We start from the raw sequence: 15,338 nt of genomic DNA on the forward strand, positions 1-15,338 counted from the left end.
TCTTCTCAGTAGTTGTAACTACACGCCAACCAAACACTTCTCCTCGAAACAAATGGGACGTTCGAGGCCTCCCTCTCACCCGAATCTGCGCACGTCTTCGTAGAGTTCGCTCCCCCGTCGCACCCTCAACGACTGCCACTCTGATCGCCTCCTCGAAAAAACTCGAACTTTTCGCTCTGACCGTTCCCGGTCGCTAGAGATGGTCGAGCATCGCGTCCAGCAGCACCTCGTTCTTGTCGTTGGCGAACGCCCAGAACATCACCCCGCCGAAGTCGTTGTCCACGGCGTAATCGGTCTTGGCACCGATGGACCGCTCGTTGTCGTAGGTGATGAAAATGTCCTTCGACGGCGAGTAGAGCCACGGGACCTTCGCCGTGTCGTCCCAGTAGTAGTCGTACGCCGAACTCGGTTCGAGGTTCTGATTGATGTCCCAGAACTCCTTGACGCCGTTGTCCTGCCCCCACGTTCCGCTGGCGGCTCCGTCGAACGACTGGTACAGCCCGTCGTTCGTGCTGCTCGTGACGTTGGCGAAGCTCCGGCCGTAGAACGGCATCCCCATCGAGAGCTGTGACGCGTCGAACGCCGTGTTGGCCCAGTAGTTCATCGAGGCGTTGACGTTGAAATCGGCGGCCCGCGGCGACGGGTCGCTCGACTTGGCGTACAGCGGCGCGTCGTGGTTGGTGTAGTCGTCGAACGCGCCGTGGTAGTCGTAGGCCATGATGCTCGCGTAATCGAGCGCCTCCGCGTTCGCCGCGTGGTCGAGCCCCTCCGCCTTGTCGGGGTCGGCGGACATCGCTGCGGTCAGGAGGTACTCCTTACCGTCCTCCGCTTCGGCGTCGTCGAGTTGCGAGCGGACTTCCTGCAGGAGTTTCGTGAACCGCGCCTTGTCACCGTCACGGACGACGTTTCCGGACTTGCCGCCGCCGCCCGGATACTCCCAATCGATGTCGATGCCGTCGAAATCGTTCTCCTGCATGATGTCGATGGCCGTGCTCGCGAACCGCTCGCGGTTCGCCTGCGTGTTGGCCGCATCGGAGAAGTGCGTCGAATCGCTCCACCCGCCGATGGAGAACAGGAACTTCGTGTTCGGGTCGTCCACGAGGCTGTCGAAGCCGGTCCAGTCCTGCCACGACTTCGGTTGGAGAACGTTCATCGCCGCGCTCTCCTGAATGTAGTCCACGGTGCCGTCCTGTTCGACCGTCAGGAACGCGTAGTTGACGTGCGACACCTTGTCCACCGGGATGTCGCCCGGATAGTAGTCCCGGTCCCATTGGGACCACTGCATGTAGTAGCCCGTGACGCGCTGGTTGAGCGACGTTCCGCCGTCGGCGACGGTGACGGTCTTCGTCGCCGAACCGGTCGCCCCGGCGTCGTCGGTCACGGTCAGCGTGACGGTGTAGCTACCGGCGCTGCCGTAGCTGTGCGTGACGCTTTGGCCAGTCGCGCTGCTGCCGTCGCCGAACGTCCAGTCGTAGGATGCCACGGACCCGTCCGAGTCGGACGACCCCGAGGCGTCGAACGTGGCCGTCTCACCCGGTGCGGGCGAAATCGGGTTCGCGGTAAACGAGGCGGTCGGGGCCGTGTTGCCGTCCCCGCCGTCGCCACCGTCACCACCGCCGCCGCTCCCGTCGCACGGGCCGACCTTCACCCAGACGGAGTCGCTCGTCTCGGGTTCGTTGGCTTGCGTCCACCATTGGGCTTCCCACAGCGCGCCGTCGTAGACGACACGGTCGCCGTCCGTGTAGGCGACGTCCGACTGCCAGTCGGAGTAACCGCTGCAGTCGGCCGCTGCCGCCAGCCCACTCGCGCCGAGCGTCAGTGCCGAAAGTGCCGATACCTTGCGTAATACGTTTCGTCGCGTTTGTTTCATGAGTTCGGTTGACGGGGTCGTGACTCACGACCGGCATCGGTGTGCCGAAACTGTGTGCCCGACCCTCGCGGTTTATTTTAGAGTACAACAATTTAAATTCACCTATTGATATAGACTAATACTTATATCTGGAACAAAACATTAAATTTTGCCGTCCTCTCCTGTCCACATACGATAGGTGGGTGTTTCGTCATAGTGACACCCCATCCGAAACCGAAGTCGTCACGAATCGTTTTCGGGGGACGGGCGATTCAGACCGCTCTGGGGTCGCATCGGAGAACGGACGGTGAGGAAACTCTCCGGAAGGCAACCACCGTGAATCGGCCCCTGACAGACGCGGACACTGCCGATTTCGTTCGAATTTCTCAGGACGAAATTCCTTCCCCTCGACCCCAATAGGGTCGCATCCCCGGACGGGTTTCGACGTCCCACTAATCACGCGCTCGGCGACACGCGCGCCACCGAGTGTGACCGTGCGGCCGGAACCACGACACGATTCGTCGGGAATGTTTCGTCATAGTGACAGGCACGCCGAGTCGCTGTCTGACCGGATTTCGTGGGTTTTCATCCCCTCCACTCTCACTGATGATTCGACCGCAAACCACTCAAAACTATTACAGCAGTAGTCCTGTAATGGGCTCGGAAACGGATATTCCTCGTTCGTCGACGACCTTCGACCGCCCTGTCGAACCACCTCTCAATCGAATATCTAATTTATTATTAATAAATAAAACATAAAACAAAATAAGAAACAAACAGATTATATTGGTGTAGTGCGTGTGGGGAATTCACATATTGTTGAACTTATTCTGCTACTGGCACTCAGGACCGTGCATATTGGCCTATATAGGTCTATTTTGACCGGCTCTGTTTTTTGATTATCGTTCAATTTTCGAACCAATAGTCGATGTAATATCATGTCATATAACTTTCCATATTTTGCTTTCATACTGACGGCTGTTTCCCAGAGCGGTGCGTTACTGAGTTTAGAATTACATTTCTTCCTCCGTTCACGTGGTTGCTCCCTACGGTACGCCGTTCCGTATCGCCTGATGATTTCTCCCTCCGAACGGTCTGTTCGTACGTGTTGTGATGACTGCATCCCGGCGTGACCGACCCATCCGCTCTCCAGCGACCGATTTCGTGGGGACGTTTCGGATAGGTGAACTCAAGTTCCCGCCCGAACTCGGTTTCGACATGACACCACGGACGTACACCCACGACATCGAGGTTCAGTTTCGTGATCTCGATACCCGCTCGCACGTCAATCACGTCGTTTACGCCAGCTACTTCGAACGCGGGAAAGAACGGCTGTTCGAGGAGGTGCTCGATACCTCGCTCTCGTCAGCACCGACCGTGGTGCGGTCGCTAGACGTCGAGTACGTGGCCCCCATCGAACCGGACGCCACCGTCACCGCGGCGCTCGGTCCGGTCGAAACCGGTAAGACCAGCCTCACCATCGAGTACGAACTCGGGACCGGGGACGCCACCGTCGCTACCGGCCGAACGGTCTCCGTCTACCTCGACGACGACGGCCAGCCAACCCTGCTTCCCGACGCCTGGCGGGACGCGCTCGCGCCGTACCGCGCGGGCGAAGCGAAGCGTTAGTCGGTCCGTTAGTCAGTTCGTTCGTCGTCCGGCGGGCGAAGCGTGAACGCACCGACCCCGGCGGCGATGGCGAGACCGCTGCCGACGAGGAACACCGGCGTCCACCCCGCGACCCCGGCGAGCCATCCGGAGACGACCCCGCCGAAGACGCCGCCCAGTATCTTCGCCGAATAGAGGACGGCGTAGTTCGCCGAGGAATGACGCTCCCCGTAGTAATCGGCGACGAGGCTCGGAAACAGCGTGTACTGTGATCCCTCCAAACCGGCCGCCACGACGAGGGCGAGGAGGAATCCGAGCGACGACCCGACCGCTCCCGTGCCGACGAGCGACAGGAGTCCGATTCCGCAGAGCGAGAACGTCACCGTCATCAATCGCTCCCGACTGACACGGTCCGAAATCCCGCCGACGACGAGTTCGCCGATGGCGTCCGCGACGGGGAGGATGGTCGCCGTCAGCGTCACCAGCAGCGCGGCGAAGCCGAACTGGTCCGCGAACGGAATGAGGTTCGCCGTGAGCATCAGCCCCGCCCCGGAAATCCCGACGAATAGGGCATACATCGTCCAGAACTGCCACGTCCGGACGACTTCGCGCCACGTGTACTGACGACCCGTTCCGATTCCGGTCCACTCGCTCGCCGTTTCCGATCCCTCGTCGCGGGCGTCATCGACGAAATCCCTGTCATCCTCACCGCCGTCGTTGTCAGCGTCCTCGTTTTCATCCCCCTCGTCATCGTCCTTACCACCGTCGTCGTCCAGCCAATCCTTCGGGGGATCACGAAGGACGAGCGCACACGCGATGACGCCGATTCCGACGAGCAAGCCGATGGTTCGAAGCCCCGACAGAAACGCGCCGGAAGCCGATTGGAACCGAATGTAGGGGACGAACAACGCGCTCCCCGCGGTGAACGCCATCGAACCCGCACCGGTGGTGATCCCACGTCGATCTGGAAACCACTTGAGGGCGGTGTTGATGGCGACCGTATACACCATTCCGGTACCGATGGCCCCCAGCGAGTAGAGCAGATACACCTGCCATAGTTCGGTGGCGAACGTCAGTCCGACGTACCCGCTCCCGGCGAGCACGCCCGCCAGAACGGCCATCGGTCGTGGTCCGTGATTGTCCCGCCACCACCCTGCGGGGAACTGCGACCCGGCTTGGAAGAACACGTACAGGCTGAACACCGCTCCGAGGGCTGACAGCGGGACCCCGAGGTCCCGCGCTAGCGGTCCCTGCACCGACGACCACATGTACTGGTACGGGCTGACCAATCCCATCATGACGACGCCAGCCACGATCTGCCACCATCGCGAAAAACCCAGTACGTCCCGTGCACGGGCCGAAACGTCGCTTCCCTCCGTTTCAGATATCATCGCTCGGTGTCGAATCCTGATGCGCACTCCAACGACTGTACGCCATCACCACGACGACGAGCGTGATACGCGTTACGGCGGAGATTCAGGGTGACTACCTCGACGACGAGTCCACTGCTCACGGTGCCGATGACTGATGACGTGGCGACTGAGTTTCTGCCATGGACGATCTCCCGAACGTTCCAGGAGGTGTGCTACGATCGAGACGGCTCTAACCGGTCCCTCGAAACCGGTATGGGGCGTCTACCTTTCGTATTCGGAGGCTCTGCTATTAGCCGCTCTGTCTATACCCGCCCCAGCGAGTAGGGACGAACGATGGAGAAACAAAACCGCCCGATGGAACCCGAGGTGCAACATCCGATGTTCGCTGCGGTGGAAACCAACCGACGGCGATCGACTCTCGCGATACTCCTTGACCGAACGGCGGCAACGGACGAGCGTGAACTCGCCCGTCTCCTCGCGGCGACCGAGGGGGGAACACAGGTGGCGGATGTCTCGGAGGAAGACGTGCGGGCCATCCGCCTCGACCTCCACCACAAACAACTCCCGGTGTTACGGAACAGCGGTCTCGTCGGCTGGGACGAGGGGACCGGAACCGTGACCACGACGGACCACCGCGCGCTCACTGACCCGCGATTCAGGCAGCTTCTCGAAACCGAGGAAGCGGGGGTCGACGACGTCCTGTTCGGTTTGTCGGACCGACGACGCCGGTATCTCCTCTCCGTCCTCCGTGACAACTGGCAGAACCGAACCGCGATGTCGCGCTCGGCCCTCGCCCGTCGAATCGCTCGACACGAAACCGATACGGAGGAACCGGATCAGTCGACGCTCGACGAAATCCTGCTGGCCCTGACCCACATCCATCTCCCGATGCTCGCGACGGCCGATATCGTCCGATACAACCCCGAATCCGGTCGGGTTGCGTACACTGGCAATCCCGCGCTCGAAAAGGTCGTGACGATCTTCAACGAACCCGACAACCGTCTCGTGAGCAGGCTCGATGGATTCTTCGGCGGGTTGTTGACCTCCTATCAGGAGGCGGGTGGGGGGACGGGTACCTCGCTCGACTGGCCGAGCTTCTGGAGAGACCCGCATCATGGCTAGACCAGTCGAACTGTGGGCGTTCATCTTCGCCAATTTGCTGATGTTCGTCATGAGCAGTCTCCTGATGGCGCTGAGCTTCATCGCGTACTATCAAAATCCGAAAATGAAATCGTATCTGTTCTCGACCATCGGGTTCGGGTTCATCGTCCTCGGTGGTCTCGTCGACCCGGTGTATCGGCTCGGTATTCGCGGTGAGTACTTCCTAAACGGTACCGAACGTCTGTTGCTCCAATCGAGCGAAGGCGTGCTGTTTTCGATCGGTCTTGGCCTCCTCTTCTACGCCATCATGCGCCACGACGTTCGCTCGTCGCCGACGGACGGCCACGATTCCATGGACACGAACATCTACGGCTTCGACGAACACCGTCACGACGATTGAACGACCCGTCGGCTATTTTCCCTCTCCTTCGGCACCCCGACCGACCATGACCGTGTTTTTGATCAGGTTCTTGTGACCGCGATGCAGGCGCTCCGAGAGCGCCTGCGGGGAGATGTCGAGGTCCCCCGCGAGATCGTCCATCGTGACTTCCTGTGGAATCTCGAAATAGCCGCGCTCGAACGCGGCTTCGAGCGTCTCCTGTTGTTGCTCCGTGAGGCCGAACCGGCCGCCTTTCCCCTCGTCCAACCGATAAATCCGCTTGACGTCGAACGTCAGGTCGTTGTTCGTACAGTAATCGTACGTTCTCGACAGCGAACCGTACTCCGGAAACAGCGCCCGAACGTGCCACGTTCCGTCCCGGCCGAACGCCGCCAAAATGGTTCCCTCCTCTTCGACCAGAATTTGCACGAGCGTCTGGATGGAATCTATCCAGTCCATCTGGTACAGCCATTCGTCGTCGAGTTCGGCGACCAACCGAACGTTCGCGGTGCTCGGGTCGCCCTCCAGCGCCCGCTGTACTCGCTCGCCGTCGGCATCTTCTCCACTCACCCAGATGAACGGCATGACTCGCTCGGGGTCGTGAGCGACGATTCGCTCGATTTCGAACGCCAACCCCTCTACCGCCGTCCCCGTCTCCCACAGCGCGAATTCGTTCGCCGGAATTTCCGCCTCTACGACGACACCCATGACCGATACTAACGTTCGCTACCGCAATAACGGGCACGCCCACGGGGGAGGTGTTTACGAGCGGATGCGGAACCGGTTCACAACTTTACGAGCGAATTCGGAACCGGTACACTACTCTTCGGTTACCGATTCGATACCTTCCGATATCGCCGCGCTCCGTGTGTTCTTCTCCGTCTCGATTCGCCATCGCTCGATGTCCTCGTACTCCGCCAGCAGGTCGCTGACGCTCCGTTTCAGCGAATCGTCGTTGACGTTTACCTCGAATCGATACTGCGGCCGTCCGGACCCGATTCGGTCGATGTTCGCGCTGACGAGCGCGTTGTCGAAGTAACATGGCGATACTTTCGTCATCACGTGTTTGTACACCGTGTTCTCGACCGCACGGAGGCCTTTCCGTGCCGCCGTGTCGGCCGCACGGGTCGCGTGTTCCACCGCTTCTTGCCCCTCTTCGGCCGCGTCCTCTAAATCGCCGTCTTCGAGCTCTTGAATCGTCCCCCCAATACTATCCCCCGCGGTACTGATGTCCTCCAGCGGAGTTTTCCCGGATTTTTCGCCGTCCCCCTCGCTCGTGCTGGCCTGTTCCGCGGTCTTCTCGTTGACCTCCTCCCCGAATCGTTCCTCCGCCTTGGGCCGCCACTCGTCCCAGTCCTCGAACTCTGCCCCGGAAATCCCTTCCGCTTCCAGCGCGGCAGTGATGCGCTCGCCGTGCTCGACCACGGCGACCCATCCACCTTCCTGCTTGAACCCCGAAACGCTTTCTTCCATGGATAGGTCATACGGGCTCAGCGTGGCTATCCTTCGTCCCGGCATATCCCTGCCGTTTATACGCGAACCGGAACTCGCGCCCGAAGCGTTACCACTCGGCAAAACTCCCGTCGTCGTGATGCCAGATTGGATTGTGCCACATCACGTCGTGTTCGGCACGCTCCCGAACTCGCTCTTCGTCGATGGACACGCCGAGTCCCGGCGCGTCCGGTGCCGTCACGTACCCGTCCGCGAAGCCGAACACCGATGGGTCTTCGAGGAGGGCCAAGCCGGTACTCCGTTCCACGTCGTGAAGGTTCAAACTGTGTTCCTGTACCACGATGTTCCCCGAGCAGAACCCCACTTGGAGGCTGGCGGCGAGCGCGATGGGGCCGAGGGGACAGTGGGGAACGAGCGCGACACCGTGCGTCTCGGCTATCGTGGCTACCTTTCGCATCTCCGAGATACCCCCGACGTGCGTGATGTCGGGGTTGAAGACGCCGACGACGCCGTCGATGAGCGCCTCCTCGAACTCCCACCGCGAGTACAGTCGCTCGCCGGTCGAAACCGGCACCGTGGTGTGCATGGCGACTTCCCGAAGCCGTCCGTTCTGCTCCGGCGGAACCGGCTGTTCGAAATACATCGGGCTGTACTTCTCCAGCGCGCTCACGATCCGTTTCGCCATCGGAAACGAAACGCGGCCGTGGAAGTCGATCCCGATGTCCACGTCGTCGCCGACGGCGGTTCGAACCGCCCGCAATCGGGATTCGACGGCGTCCACTTCCGCTGGCGACGCCAAGGGTCGAAACTCCGTCGTCCCGTTCAGCTTCAGCGCGGAATAGCCCGCGGCGACCATCTCGCGCGCCGAGACGGCGATTTCCTCGGGTGATTCGCCGCCAATCCACTGGTGAACCCGCAGTCTGTCCCGAACCGGCCCCCCGAGGAGCGCGTGAACGGGCGCTCCGTAGTGTTTTCCCTTGATGTCCCACAGCGCCATGTCGATACCGGCGATGGCGCTCATCAGGATCGGACCGCCGCGGAAGAACCCGCCGCGATACATCGTCTCCCAGTGTTTCTCGATGGGGAGCGGGTCCTCGCCGACAAGATACGTCTCCAGCAGTTCCTCGACCGCGCCGCGAACCGCCTTGATCCGTCCCTGCACTATCGGCTCTCCCCACCCGACGGTTCCGTCGGCGGTTTCCAACCGCAGGAGGAGCCACCGGGGCGGCACTTCGAACAGTTCGTAGTCGACGATGCGCATACGCGACCCTCTCGGTGGAACCACTTGATCCTTCCGTGCACCAGCGGGACGGGGGAATCAAATGGACGTTCGAAGCGACGGCGACGGTCGCTATTCGCTCGTGCCGTAGCTCTCCAGTTTGCCCTGTATCCGCCTGATCTCCTCGTCGGGGAGGATATCGGGCGTCCCGACGGTGGACGCGAGGTGATGGATCCGGGCGCAGTACTCGACCATCTCGGCCACGTCGAACGCGCTCGCGAGCGAGTCGTCGGCCGTCAACACCCCGTGGTTTTTCAACAGCGTCGCGTTGAACTCGTCACCGAGTGATTCCGTTGCCGCTTCACCGAGTTCGGGGGTGGCGTGGGTCCGATACTCCGCGACCGGGACGTGCGTTCCCGCGAACGCCACGAGGTAGTGTGACGCCGGAATCGGTTCGCCGAGCGCCGCGAAGGACGTCGCGTACGGCGAGTGGGTGTGAACGACGCCGCCGACGTCGTCGCGCCGCTCGTACACCGCCAAGTGCATCGGCAGTTCCGTCGATGGCTCCCGGTCGCCCGTGAGGACGTTCCCGTCGAGGTCCACGACCGGAACGTCCCACACGTCGATTTCGCTGTAGGGGACGCCGGACGGGCTGATGGCGATGTGTTCGTCGTCGATTCGCATACTCAGGTTTCCGCCGGTTCCCTCGGTCAGTCCGCGTTCGATGAGTTCGATGCCGTACTCGCGTATCGCGTCCCGTTCGTCGTGATATGGGTCTTCCGTTTCGTCCATGTTGTCTCCTATTCGCTCCACCGTTGTGATTACTCCGATGTGACGCCGACGTCAGCCATCCGATCGGAGAGTTCGGATTCGGCTTCCTCGGTGAGTGTTCGGTGATGAATCGCGTTCCCGGTCTCCGTGTCGAAGAGATACATCGTCTCGGCGGGGATGTCGGCGTACAACTCCTCGCCTTCGTCCACCGGACGCTGGCCGTCTATCTCCACGACGAACGTGCCGTCGTGTGACTGTTCGACCGGTTTGAGGTACAGATATCGGATACTTCCCATCGGCTCCACGACATCGACCTGACACCGGAACCCGTTCTCGCTTTCCTCCCCGGTTCTGATCTCCACGTCCTCCGGTCGAACGCCGATGGTCACGCGCTCGTGCCCCTCGGTGGACGCCGTGATGTCCTCGGAAAGTTCGTAGTCGAACCCGTCCGCGAGGAGCGTTCGCCCCTCGCGTTCGGCTTCGAAGAAGTTCATCGACGGCGACCCGATGAAACTCGCGACGAAGAGGTTTTCCGGCCGGTAGAAGCATTCGAGCGGGGTGCCGATCTGCTGTAATTCGCCTTCGTTGAGGACGACGAGGCGGTCGCCCATCGTCATCGCTTCCGTCTGGTCGTGGGTGACGTACAGCGTCGTCACGTCCAGTTCCGACTGGAGGCGATTGATTTCGGTCCGCATGACGGTTCGCAGTTTCGCGTCCAAATTGGACAGCGGTTCGTCCATCAGGAACGCGTTGGGGTCACGGACGATGGCGCGGCCGAGCGCGACGCGCTGTCGTTGGCCACCGGACATCTGTGACGGGTTGTTGTCCAGTAAATTCTCGATGTCCATCGTCCGTGCGACGCGCTCGACGCGCTCCTCGATTTCCTCGCCCGAGAGGTCGGTGGACATCTTGAGGCCGAAGCTCATGTTCTCGCGGACGCTCATGTTCGGGTAGAGCGCGTAGTTCTGGAACACCATCGCGATGTCCCGGTCGCGTGGCGACATCCCGTTCACGAGTTCGTCCTGAATCCAGATGTCACCTTCCGTCTGCTGTTCGAGTCCCGATACCATCCGGAGCAGGGTCGATTTCCCGCTCCCTGACGGTCCGACGAGGACGACGAACTCGCCATCCCCGATGTCGATGTCGACATCATCGACGGCAGTGATCTCACCCTGCCGACTGTCGAACCGTTTGACGACGCTGTCGATACTGATTCCTGCCATTGGTCTAGTATGCTCGTTCTTCCCAAATAAATGTTGACTTTATTCGGTTCATTTCAAATCTCATATGTTTATTCCTTCAACACGGCGCCGAAGCTCAGTCCCGACGCGAGGTAGCGATTCGCGGCGACGAGAAGCACCAACACTGGGATGATCATCGTCATCGACGCGGCCGCCAGCATCGACCACTCGATGTTTCGGGAGCCGATGAAGCCGTACACCGCCAGCGAAAGCGTCTGTGCGTGGTTGTTCGTGAGGATGAGCGAGAACAGCAGCTCGATCCACGCGAAGATGAAGCTGATGATGGCGACGGAGATGATGCCCGGGAGTGCCGAGGGCAACACGACCTTCCGGAACGCTTGCGAGCGCGTCGCGCCGTCCACGAGCGCCGCCTCTTCGAGCGACTGCGGAATGCCGTCGAAGAAGGCCTTCATCACCCAGACCACCAGCGCGATGTTGATGGTCACGTACATGAACACCAGTCCGACCAGCGTGTCGTAGAGGTGGAACGTCCGGAAGATGACGAAGAACGGGATCACCACGGCGATGGGTGGCAACATCCGGGACGACAGTATCCAGATGAGCACGTCCGGCTTCTTCGGCACGTCGTAGCGCGAGAGGACGTACGCGCCCGGAACGCCGACCACCAGGACGATGATCACCGAGGCGGTCACGCTGATGAGGCTGTTGGTGAGCGCGTGGACGAACGACGGGTCGTTCGCCAACTGCATGTAGTTGTACACCGTCGGCAGGAACACCCACTTCGGCGGGAGGTCCAGCGCGTGTCCCGGCGGTTTGAGGGACATGAACCCGATCCAGCAGAGTGGGGCGAGACAGACGAACGCCCACACGAGCAGGACGACGTGTCGCCCCACGTTCTTCGTCCTATCCGAGACTGCCATCACTCCAACACCCCCTCGAAGCCGACGACGCGAATCAGCACGTTACAGATGATGAGGACGACGACGAGGTACACGATGGCGAGCGCGCTCGCTGCACCGATGTCGATGTACGTGAACCCTGTCTGGAAGATCTGGATGCTGATGAGCTTCGTCGCGTTGCCGGGGCCACCGCGGGTCAGTCCGTACACCGTCCCGAACGTGCGGAACAGGTCGATGAGGCGGATGAGGAACGCCACGAAGATGACCGGTTTCATGTACGGGATGATGACGTGGACGTACGTCCGCCACGTCGGCGCGCCGTCGATGCGCGCCGCCTCTTTCAGTTCGTCCGGAACCGACGACATCCCGGCGTAGAGGATGATGAACATGAACGGCGTCCAGTTCCACGCGTCCATGAGGATGACCGTCAGCAGCGGCAGGTTCGTGAGGAAGTTCGGTGCCGCGAACGGCGTGTACGTGTTGATGGCGTACGCGATGATGCCGAGTTGCGGGTCGAGCATGATCCGTCCGATCATCGCCAAACTGACCGGCGCGACGGCCATCGGCAGGATGAAGACGATCCTGTAGAACGTCTCGGCCCACCTGTTCTCCACGTTCGTCAGCAACGCGGCGAGGAAGAACCCGATGACGAGTTCGAGGATCAACGCACACGTCACGAAGATGGCCGTCACCGTGATCGATTTCCAGACGACGGGGTCGGTGAATATCACTCGGAAGTTGTGGAGTCCGGTGAACGTCCCGAGTTGCTCGGGGTGGACGTAGTTGTAATTGACGAGGCTGAGGTACAGGTCGTATATTCCGGGGAATATAGTGATGAGGAGGACGACGAGCACCATCGGTGTGGCGAGCCACACCGGCAGGTACTCGTTCCACGCGCTGCGGAATCGCCCCTCGGACTGCGTTCCTTGGTTCGTTCCTGATTGGGTGTCTAAACTCATGGTTTCTCGGTCGAATTCGTCGTTCTGTGGTGGTTCGGTGATCGGAAGTCAATCGATGGTTGTCGGTGGTTCGGTTCTCGACTCATGTCAGTTCCCTCCGACGGTCAACTCGGCCTGCTGTGCCGCCTTCTTCATCGCCGAATCGACGGATTTCCCGCCGGTTATCGCCTTCTGGAGTTGGATGGAGTACTTCTGGGCCCAGACGGGGTACATCGCGTCGTACGGCTCCGTCTCGGCGCTCTTCAGCGATTCGAGGGATACCTTGCTGAACTCCTCGCCGTACTTCTTCTCGTACGCCTTCTGCGACCAGATGGATTTTCGCGTCGGGAACGAGGCGCTCCGCTGAATCGCCATCCATCGCTGGGTCGGCTTCGACGTGGCCCAGAGCATGAACAGGAACGCCGCCTCGGAGTGTTTCGCGGCCTTCGACGTGGACAGTTGCCACGTGAACGCGCCCGGCGCGAACTTGCTTTCCTTCGTCTTCGGCGTCACCATCTTCGCGACGCCGATGTCGCCGCCGTCCGGGGAGGCGTCCGCCAGGGTCCCCCAGAACAGGTTCGCGTCGTTCATCACGTGCGCGGCGGTGCCCTGTTGCATCGCCGCGACGACTTCGGACCACGTCATGGTGCCGATGGACGGCGGGCCGTAGTTCTGGAGCGCTTCCACGTAGTACTTGCCCGCCTTCTTCGCCATGTCCGTGTCGAGGCCGGACGTTTCCGGATACGATTTCCATAGCTTGCCGCCGTACTCGCGGAGCCACGCGTCCATCGTGTAGACGTTCATCCCGTACCCCTTCTGACCGCGGTTGACGAGCCCCGAAACGCCGTCTTCGTTCTCCTGAATGACTTTCGCGTTGTGCAGGAACTGGTCCGTCGTCTTCGGAATCGACAGGTCGTGCTTCTCGTAGAGGTCCTTCCGGTAGAACATCGTGTGGACCTCGACGGTTATCGGCATCCCCGTCCACTTCTTCGTCCGCCCGGCCCCGTGGACCGCCTCCTGACACACGCCGAGAAGGTCGTCCCGGTTGTACCAGTCCGGGTCGTAGAGGTCGTCGTCCTGGAAGTACGGGTCGAGGTACTGGAGCCATCCGGCCTGCCGGAACTGGTTGACGACTTGGTCCATGAAGAACACGTCGAACTTCCCGGCCCCGGTGCTCACGTCGGTCAGCCGCTTCGTTCGGAACTGCTGTTCCGGGAGGATGTTCCACACCACGTCGATCCCTGTGAGTTTCTCGAACATGGGAACGAGCGGTCGAATGCTGTCGATCCACGCGTGCTGGACGGCACCGACGTTGACCTTCTTCCCGGAGTGTTTCTTCCACTTGATGTTCGCGTCGGTGTACGCCGAGAGGTCGATGGTTCCGTCTCCCTTCGACGGGTCCACGGTCTTCGTTCCGTCGTTCCCCGAGCTCGCACTGCCGCCGCGCGTACAGCCGCTCAATGTGAGCGCTACACCCGTACCCGCGTATGCGAGGAAGTCGCGGCGCGTTCTATTCGTCGTCATCGTTCACCCGATCCGTTGCGCTGATTCGGTTGCTGGTGTTCATGGTTCTGTGTCCGCCTGTCATCCACACCGCCATCCCCGTGAGGGGACTTCGTGTCACACCGTCCGGTTCGATGCGGTTCAGCTATCCACGCGAGTAATTTGATTACAGATAATTAAGTATTGTCCTTATCGATGATCACATTGATAGTTCATATCTTGTATGCTACCACAACGACTATGTTCGGCGAATCGCTCACCGTAGCCATGGACTGTGACTTGACAGACCGTACCGCCCTCATCACGGGTGCTGGCCGCGGAATGGGAAAGAAAACGGCGAAGACGTTCGCACGAAACGGTGCCGACGTCGTCATCAACGACGTGGACCCCGACGTGGCGGAGGAAACCGCCGCGGAAGTCCGGGACCTCGGCGTCGAAACCGTCGGCATCGCCGCCGACGTGAGCGACGCCGCGGAAGTTCAGGCGATGGTCGAACGGGCGACGGAGGAACTGGGTCCCATCGATATCCTCGTGAACAACGCTGGCGTCGGCGACGCCGGGCCGTTCGTCGATGACTCCTACGACGACACCTTCGAGTTGAACCTCGACGTGCACCTCTACGGGTCGCTGAACTGCACTCGCGCGGTCATCGATGGGATGGTCGAGCGCGGCTACGGGAAGGTCGTCAACATCACGTCGATTCATACGAAAAACGGCGTCGGGATGTCACCCGCCTACGACGTGGGCAAGTACAGCCTGCTCGGGTTGACCAAGAGCCTCGCGCTCGAACTCGGCCGCGAGGGGGTCCGCGTCAACGCCGTCGCACCGGGATGGGTGAACACCAGAATGACCGAGGGGTTCAGCGACGCCGTTCGCCAGCAGATTCTGGACAACAACCCGATCGGCCGACTCGCGGAACCCGAAGACATCGCGAACGCCGTGACGTTCCTCGCGTCGCCCGCTAGCGACTACATCAACGGCCACGAACTCCGCGTCGACGGCGGACAGGTCCCCATCGATAGCTGGCGATTGGATAATCGTTAG

14 protein-coding genes are annotated in these 15,338 nt (G+C 61.0%); 4 read left to right on the forward strand and 10 right to left on the reverse strand.

Going from position 1 to position 15,338, the window contains the following annotated elements; genetic code table 11:
* Positions 1-193 precede the first annotated feature (193 nt).
* Positions 194-1,870 (reverse strand): glycosyl hydrolase family 18 protein, encoded by a 1,677-nt coding sequence (locus NKF25_RS06505; protein ID WP_253225888.1) that lies wholly within the window; start codon positions 1,868-1,870, stop codon positions 194-196.
* A gap of 1,092 nt (positions 1,871-2,962) precedes the next feature.
* Here NKF25_RS06505 and NKF25_RS06510 point away from each other — a divergent pair.
* Positions 2,963-3,478, forward strand: a complete 516-nt coding sequence (locus tag NKF25_RS06510) for a thioesterase family protein (protein WP_253225889.1) — start codon at positions 2,963-2,965, stop codon at positions 3,476-3,478.
* Positions 3,479-3,486: 8 nt separating this feature from the next.
* Here the strand turns inward: NKF25_RS06510 and NKF25_RS06515 are convergent, their stop codons facing one another.
* Positions 3,487-4,848 (reverse strand): OFA family MFS transporter, encoded by a 1,362-nt coding sequence (locus NKF25_RS06515; RefSeq protein ID WP_253225890.1) that lies wholly within the window; start codon positions 4,846-4,848, stop codon positions 3,487-3,489.
* Positions 4,849-5,163: 315 nt separating this feature from the next.
* Here NKF25_RS06515 and NKF25_RS06520 point away from each other — a divergent pair, with 315 nt between their 5' ends.
* Positions 5,164-5,952, forward strand: coding sequence for a hypothetical protein (locus tag NKF25_RS06520; protein ID WP_253225891.1), 789 nt, complete (start codon positions 5,164-5,166; stop codon positions 5,950-5,952).
* Positions 5,945-6,331 (forward strand): hypothetical protein, encoded by a 387-nt coding sequence (locus NKF25_RS06525; RefSeq protein ID WP_253225892.1) that lies wholly within the window; start codon positions 5,945-5,947, stop codon positions 6,329-6,331. Before NKF25_RS06520 ends, NKF25_RS06525 begins: the two co-directional genes overlap by 8 nt.
* Positions 6,332-6,343: 12 nt before the next feature.
* Here the strand turns inward: NKF25_RS06525 and NKF25_RS06530 are convergent, their stop codons facing one another.
* The 8 genes from NKF25_RS06530 to NKF25_RS06565 all read right to left on the reverse strand — a co-directional run bounded on the left by NKF25_RS06530 (position 6,344) and on the right by NKF25_RS06565 (position 14,315).
* Positions 6,344-7,018 (reverse strand): helix-turn-helix domain-containing protein, encoded by a 675-nt coding sequence (locus NKF25_RS06530; protein WP_253225893.1) that lies wholly within the window; start codon positions 7,016-7,018, stop codon positions 6,344-6,346.
* A gap of 111 nt (positions 7,019-7,129) precedes the next feature.
* Positions 7,130-7,783 carry a DUF5828 family protein gene (locus NKF25_RS06535; protein ID WP_253225894.1) on the reverse strand — a complete coding sequence of 218 codons (654 nt, stop codon included), beginning with the start codon at positions 7,781-7,783 and terminating at the stop codon, positions 7,130-7,132.
* Positions 7,784-7,871: 88 nt separating this feature from the next.
* Positions 7,872-9,023, reverse strand: a complete 1,152-nt coding sequence (gene dgoD, locus NKF25_RS06540; RefSeq protein ID WP_253225895.1) for a galactonate dehydratase — start codon at positions 9,021-9,023, stop codon at positions 7,872-7,874.
* Positions 9,024-9,113: 90 nt separating this feature from the next.
* Positions 9,114-9,773 carry a class II aldolase/adducin family protein gene (locus NKF25_RS06545; RefSeq protein WP_066147244.1) on the reverse strand — a complete coding sequence of 220 codons (660 nt, stop codon included), beginning with the start codon at positions 9,771-9,773 and terminating at the stop codon, positions 9,114-9,116.
* 29 nt (positions 9,774-9,802) lie between these two features.
* A complete protein-coding gene (gene ugpC, locus NKF25_RS06550) occupies positions 9,803-10,975 on the reverse strand; it encodes a sn-glycerol-3-phosphate ABC transporter ATP-binding protein UgpC (RefSeq protein WP_253225896.1) in 1,173 nt (390 codons plus the stop codon).
* A gap of 68 nt (positions 10,976-11,043) precedes the next feature.
* Complete coding sequence (locus tag NKF25_RS06555) at positions 11,044-11,874, reverse strand: carbohydrate ABC transporter permease (protein ID WP_253225897.1); 831 nt, start codon at positions 11,872-11,874, stop codon at positions 11,044-11,046.
* Entirely contained in the window at positions 11,874-12,812 is a 939-nt protein-coding gene (locus NKF25_RS06560; protein WP_253225898.1) for a sugar ABC transporter permease, read from the reverse strand. Before NKF25_RS06560 ends, NKF25_RS06555 begins: the two co-directional genes overlap by 1 nt.
* An 87-nt stretch (positions 12,813-12,899) precedes the next feature.
* Positions 12,900-14,315 (reverse strand): sugar ABC transporter substrate-binding protein, encoded by a 1,416-nt coding sequence (locus NKF25_RS06565; RefSeq protein ID WP_253225899.1) that lies wholly within the window; start codon positions 14,313-14,315, stop codon positions 12,900-12,902.
* 246 nt (positions 14,316-14,561) lie between these two features.
* Between NKF25_RS06565 and NKF25_RS06570 the strand changes: the two genes are divergently transcribed.
* Positions 14,562-15,338 (forward strand): SDR family oxidoreductase, encoded by a 777-nt coding sequence (locus NKF25_RS06570; RefSeq protein WP_253225900.1) that lies wholly within the window; start codon positions 14,562-14,564, stop codon positions 15,336-15,338.

The organism is Haladaptatus sp. AB643 (assembly GCF_024136975.1).
GTDB lineage: Archaea > Halobacteriota > Halobacteria > Halobacteriales > Haladaptataceae > Haladaptatus.

What these genes read in the sequence shown, in the direction of transcription:
- NKF25_RS06505 (WP_253225888.1), bottom strand. Translation starts at nt 1,870, where the DNA reads ATGAAACAAACGCGACGAAACGTATTACGCAAGGTATCGGCACTTTCG.
- NKF25_RS06510 (WP_253225889.1), top strand. Translation starts at nt 2,963, where the DNA reads ATGACTGCATCCCGGCGTGACCGACCCATCCGCTCTCCAGCGACCGAT.
- NKF25_RS06515 (WP_253225890.1), bottom strand. Translation starts at nt 4,848, where the DNA reads ATGATATCTGAAACGGAGGGAAGCGACGTTTCGGCCCGTGCACGGGAC.
- NKF25_RS06520 (WP_253225891.1), top strand. Translation starts at nt 5,164, where the DNA reads ATGGAGAAACAAAACCGCCCGATGGAACCCGAGGTGCAACATCCGATG.
- NKF25_RS06525 (WP_253225892.1), top strand. Translation starts at nt 5,945, where the DNA reads ATGGCTAGACCAGTCGAACTGTGGGCGTTCATCTTCGCCAATTTGCTG.
- NKF25_RS06530 (WP_253225893.1), bottom strand. Translation starts at nt 7,018, where the DNA reads ATGGGTGTCGTCGTAGAGGCGGAAATTCCGGCGAACGAATTCGCGCTG.
- NKF25_RS06535 (WP_253225894.1), bottom strand. Translation starts at nt 7,783, where the DNA reads ATGGAAGAAAGCGTTTCGGGGTTCAAGCAGGAAGGTGGATGGGTCGCC.
- dgoD (WP_253225895.1), bottom strand. Translation starts at nt 9,023, where the DNA reads ATGCGCATCGTCGACTACGAACTGTTCGAAGTGCCGCCCCGGTGGCTC.
- NKF25_RS06545 (WP_066147244.1), bottom strand. Translation starts at nt 9,773, where the DNA reads ATGGACGAAACGGAAGACCCATATCACGACGAACGGGACGCGATACGC.
- ugpC (WP_253225896.1), bottom strand. Translation starts at nt 10,975, where the DNA reads ATGGCAGGAATCAGTATCGACAGCGTCGTCAAACGGTTCGACAGTCGG.
- NKF25_RS06555 (WP_253225897.1), bottom strand. Translation starts at nt 11,874, where the DNA reads ATGGCAGTCTCGGATAGGACGAAGAACGTGGGGCGACACGTCGTCCTG.
- NKF25_RS06560 (WP_253225898.1), bottom strand. Translation starts at nt 12,812, where the DNA reads ATGAGTTTAGACACCCAATCAGGAACGAACCAAGGAACGCAGTCCGAG.
- NKF25_RS06565 (WP_253225899.1), bottom strand. Translation starts at nt 14,315, where the DNA reads ATGACGACGAATAGAACGCGCCGCGACTTCCTCGCATACGCGGGTACG.
- NKF25_RS06570 (WP_253225900.1), top strand. Translation starts at nt 14,562, where the DNA reads ATGGACTGTGACTTGACAGACCGTACCGCCCTCATCACGGGTGCTGGC.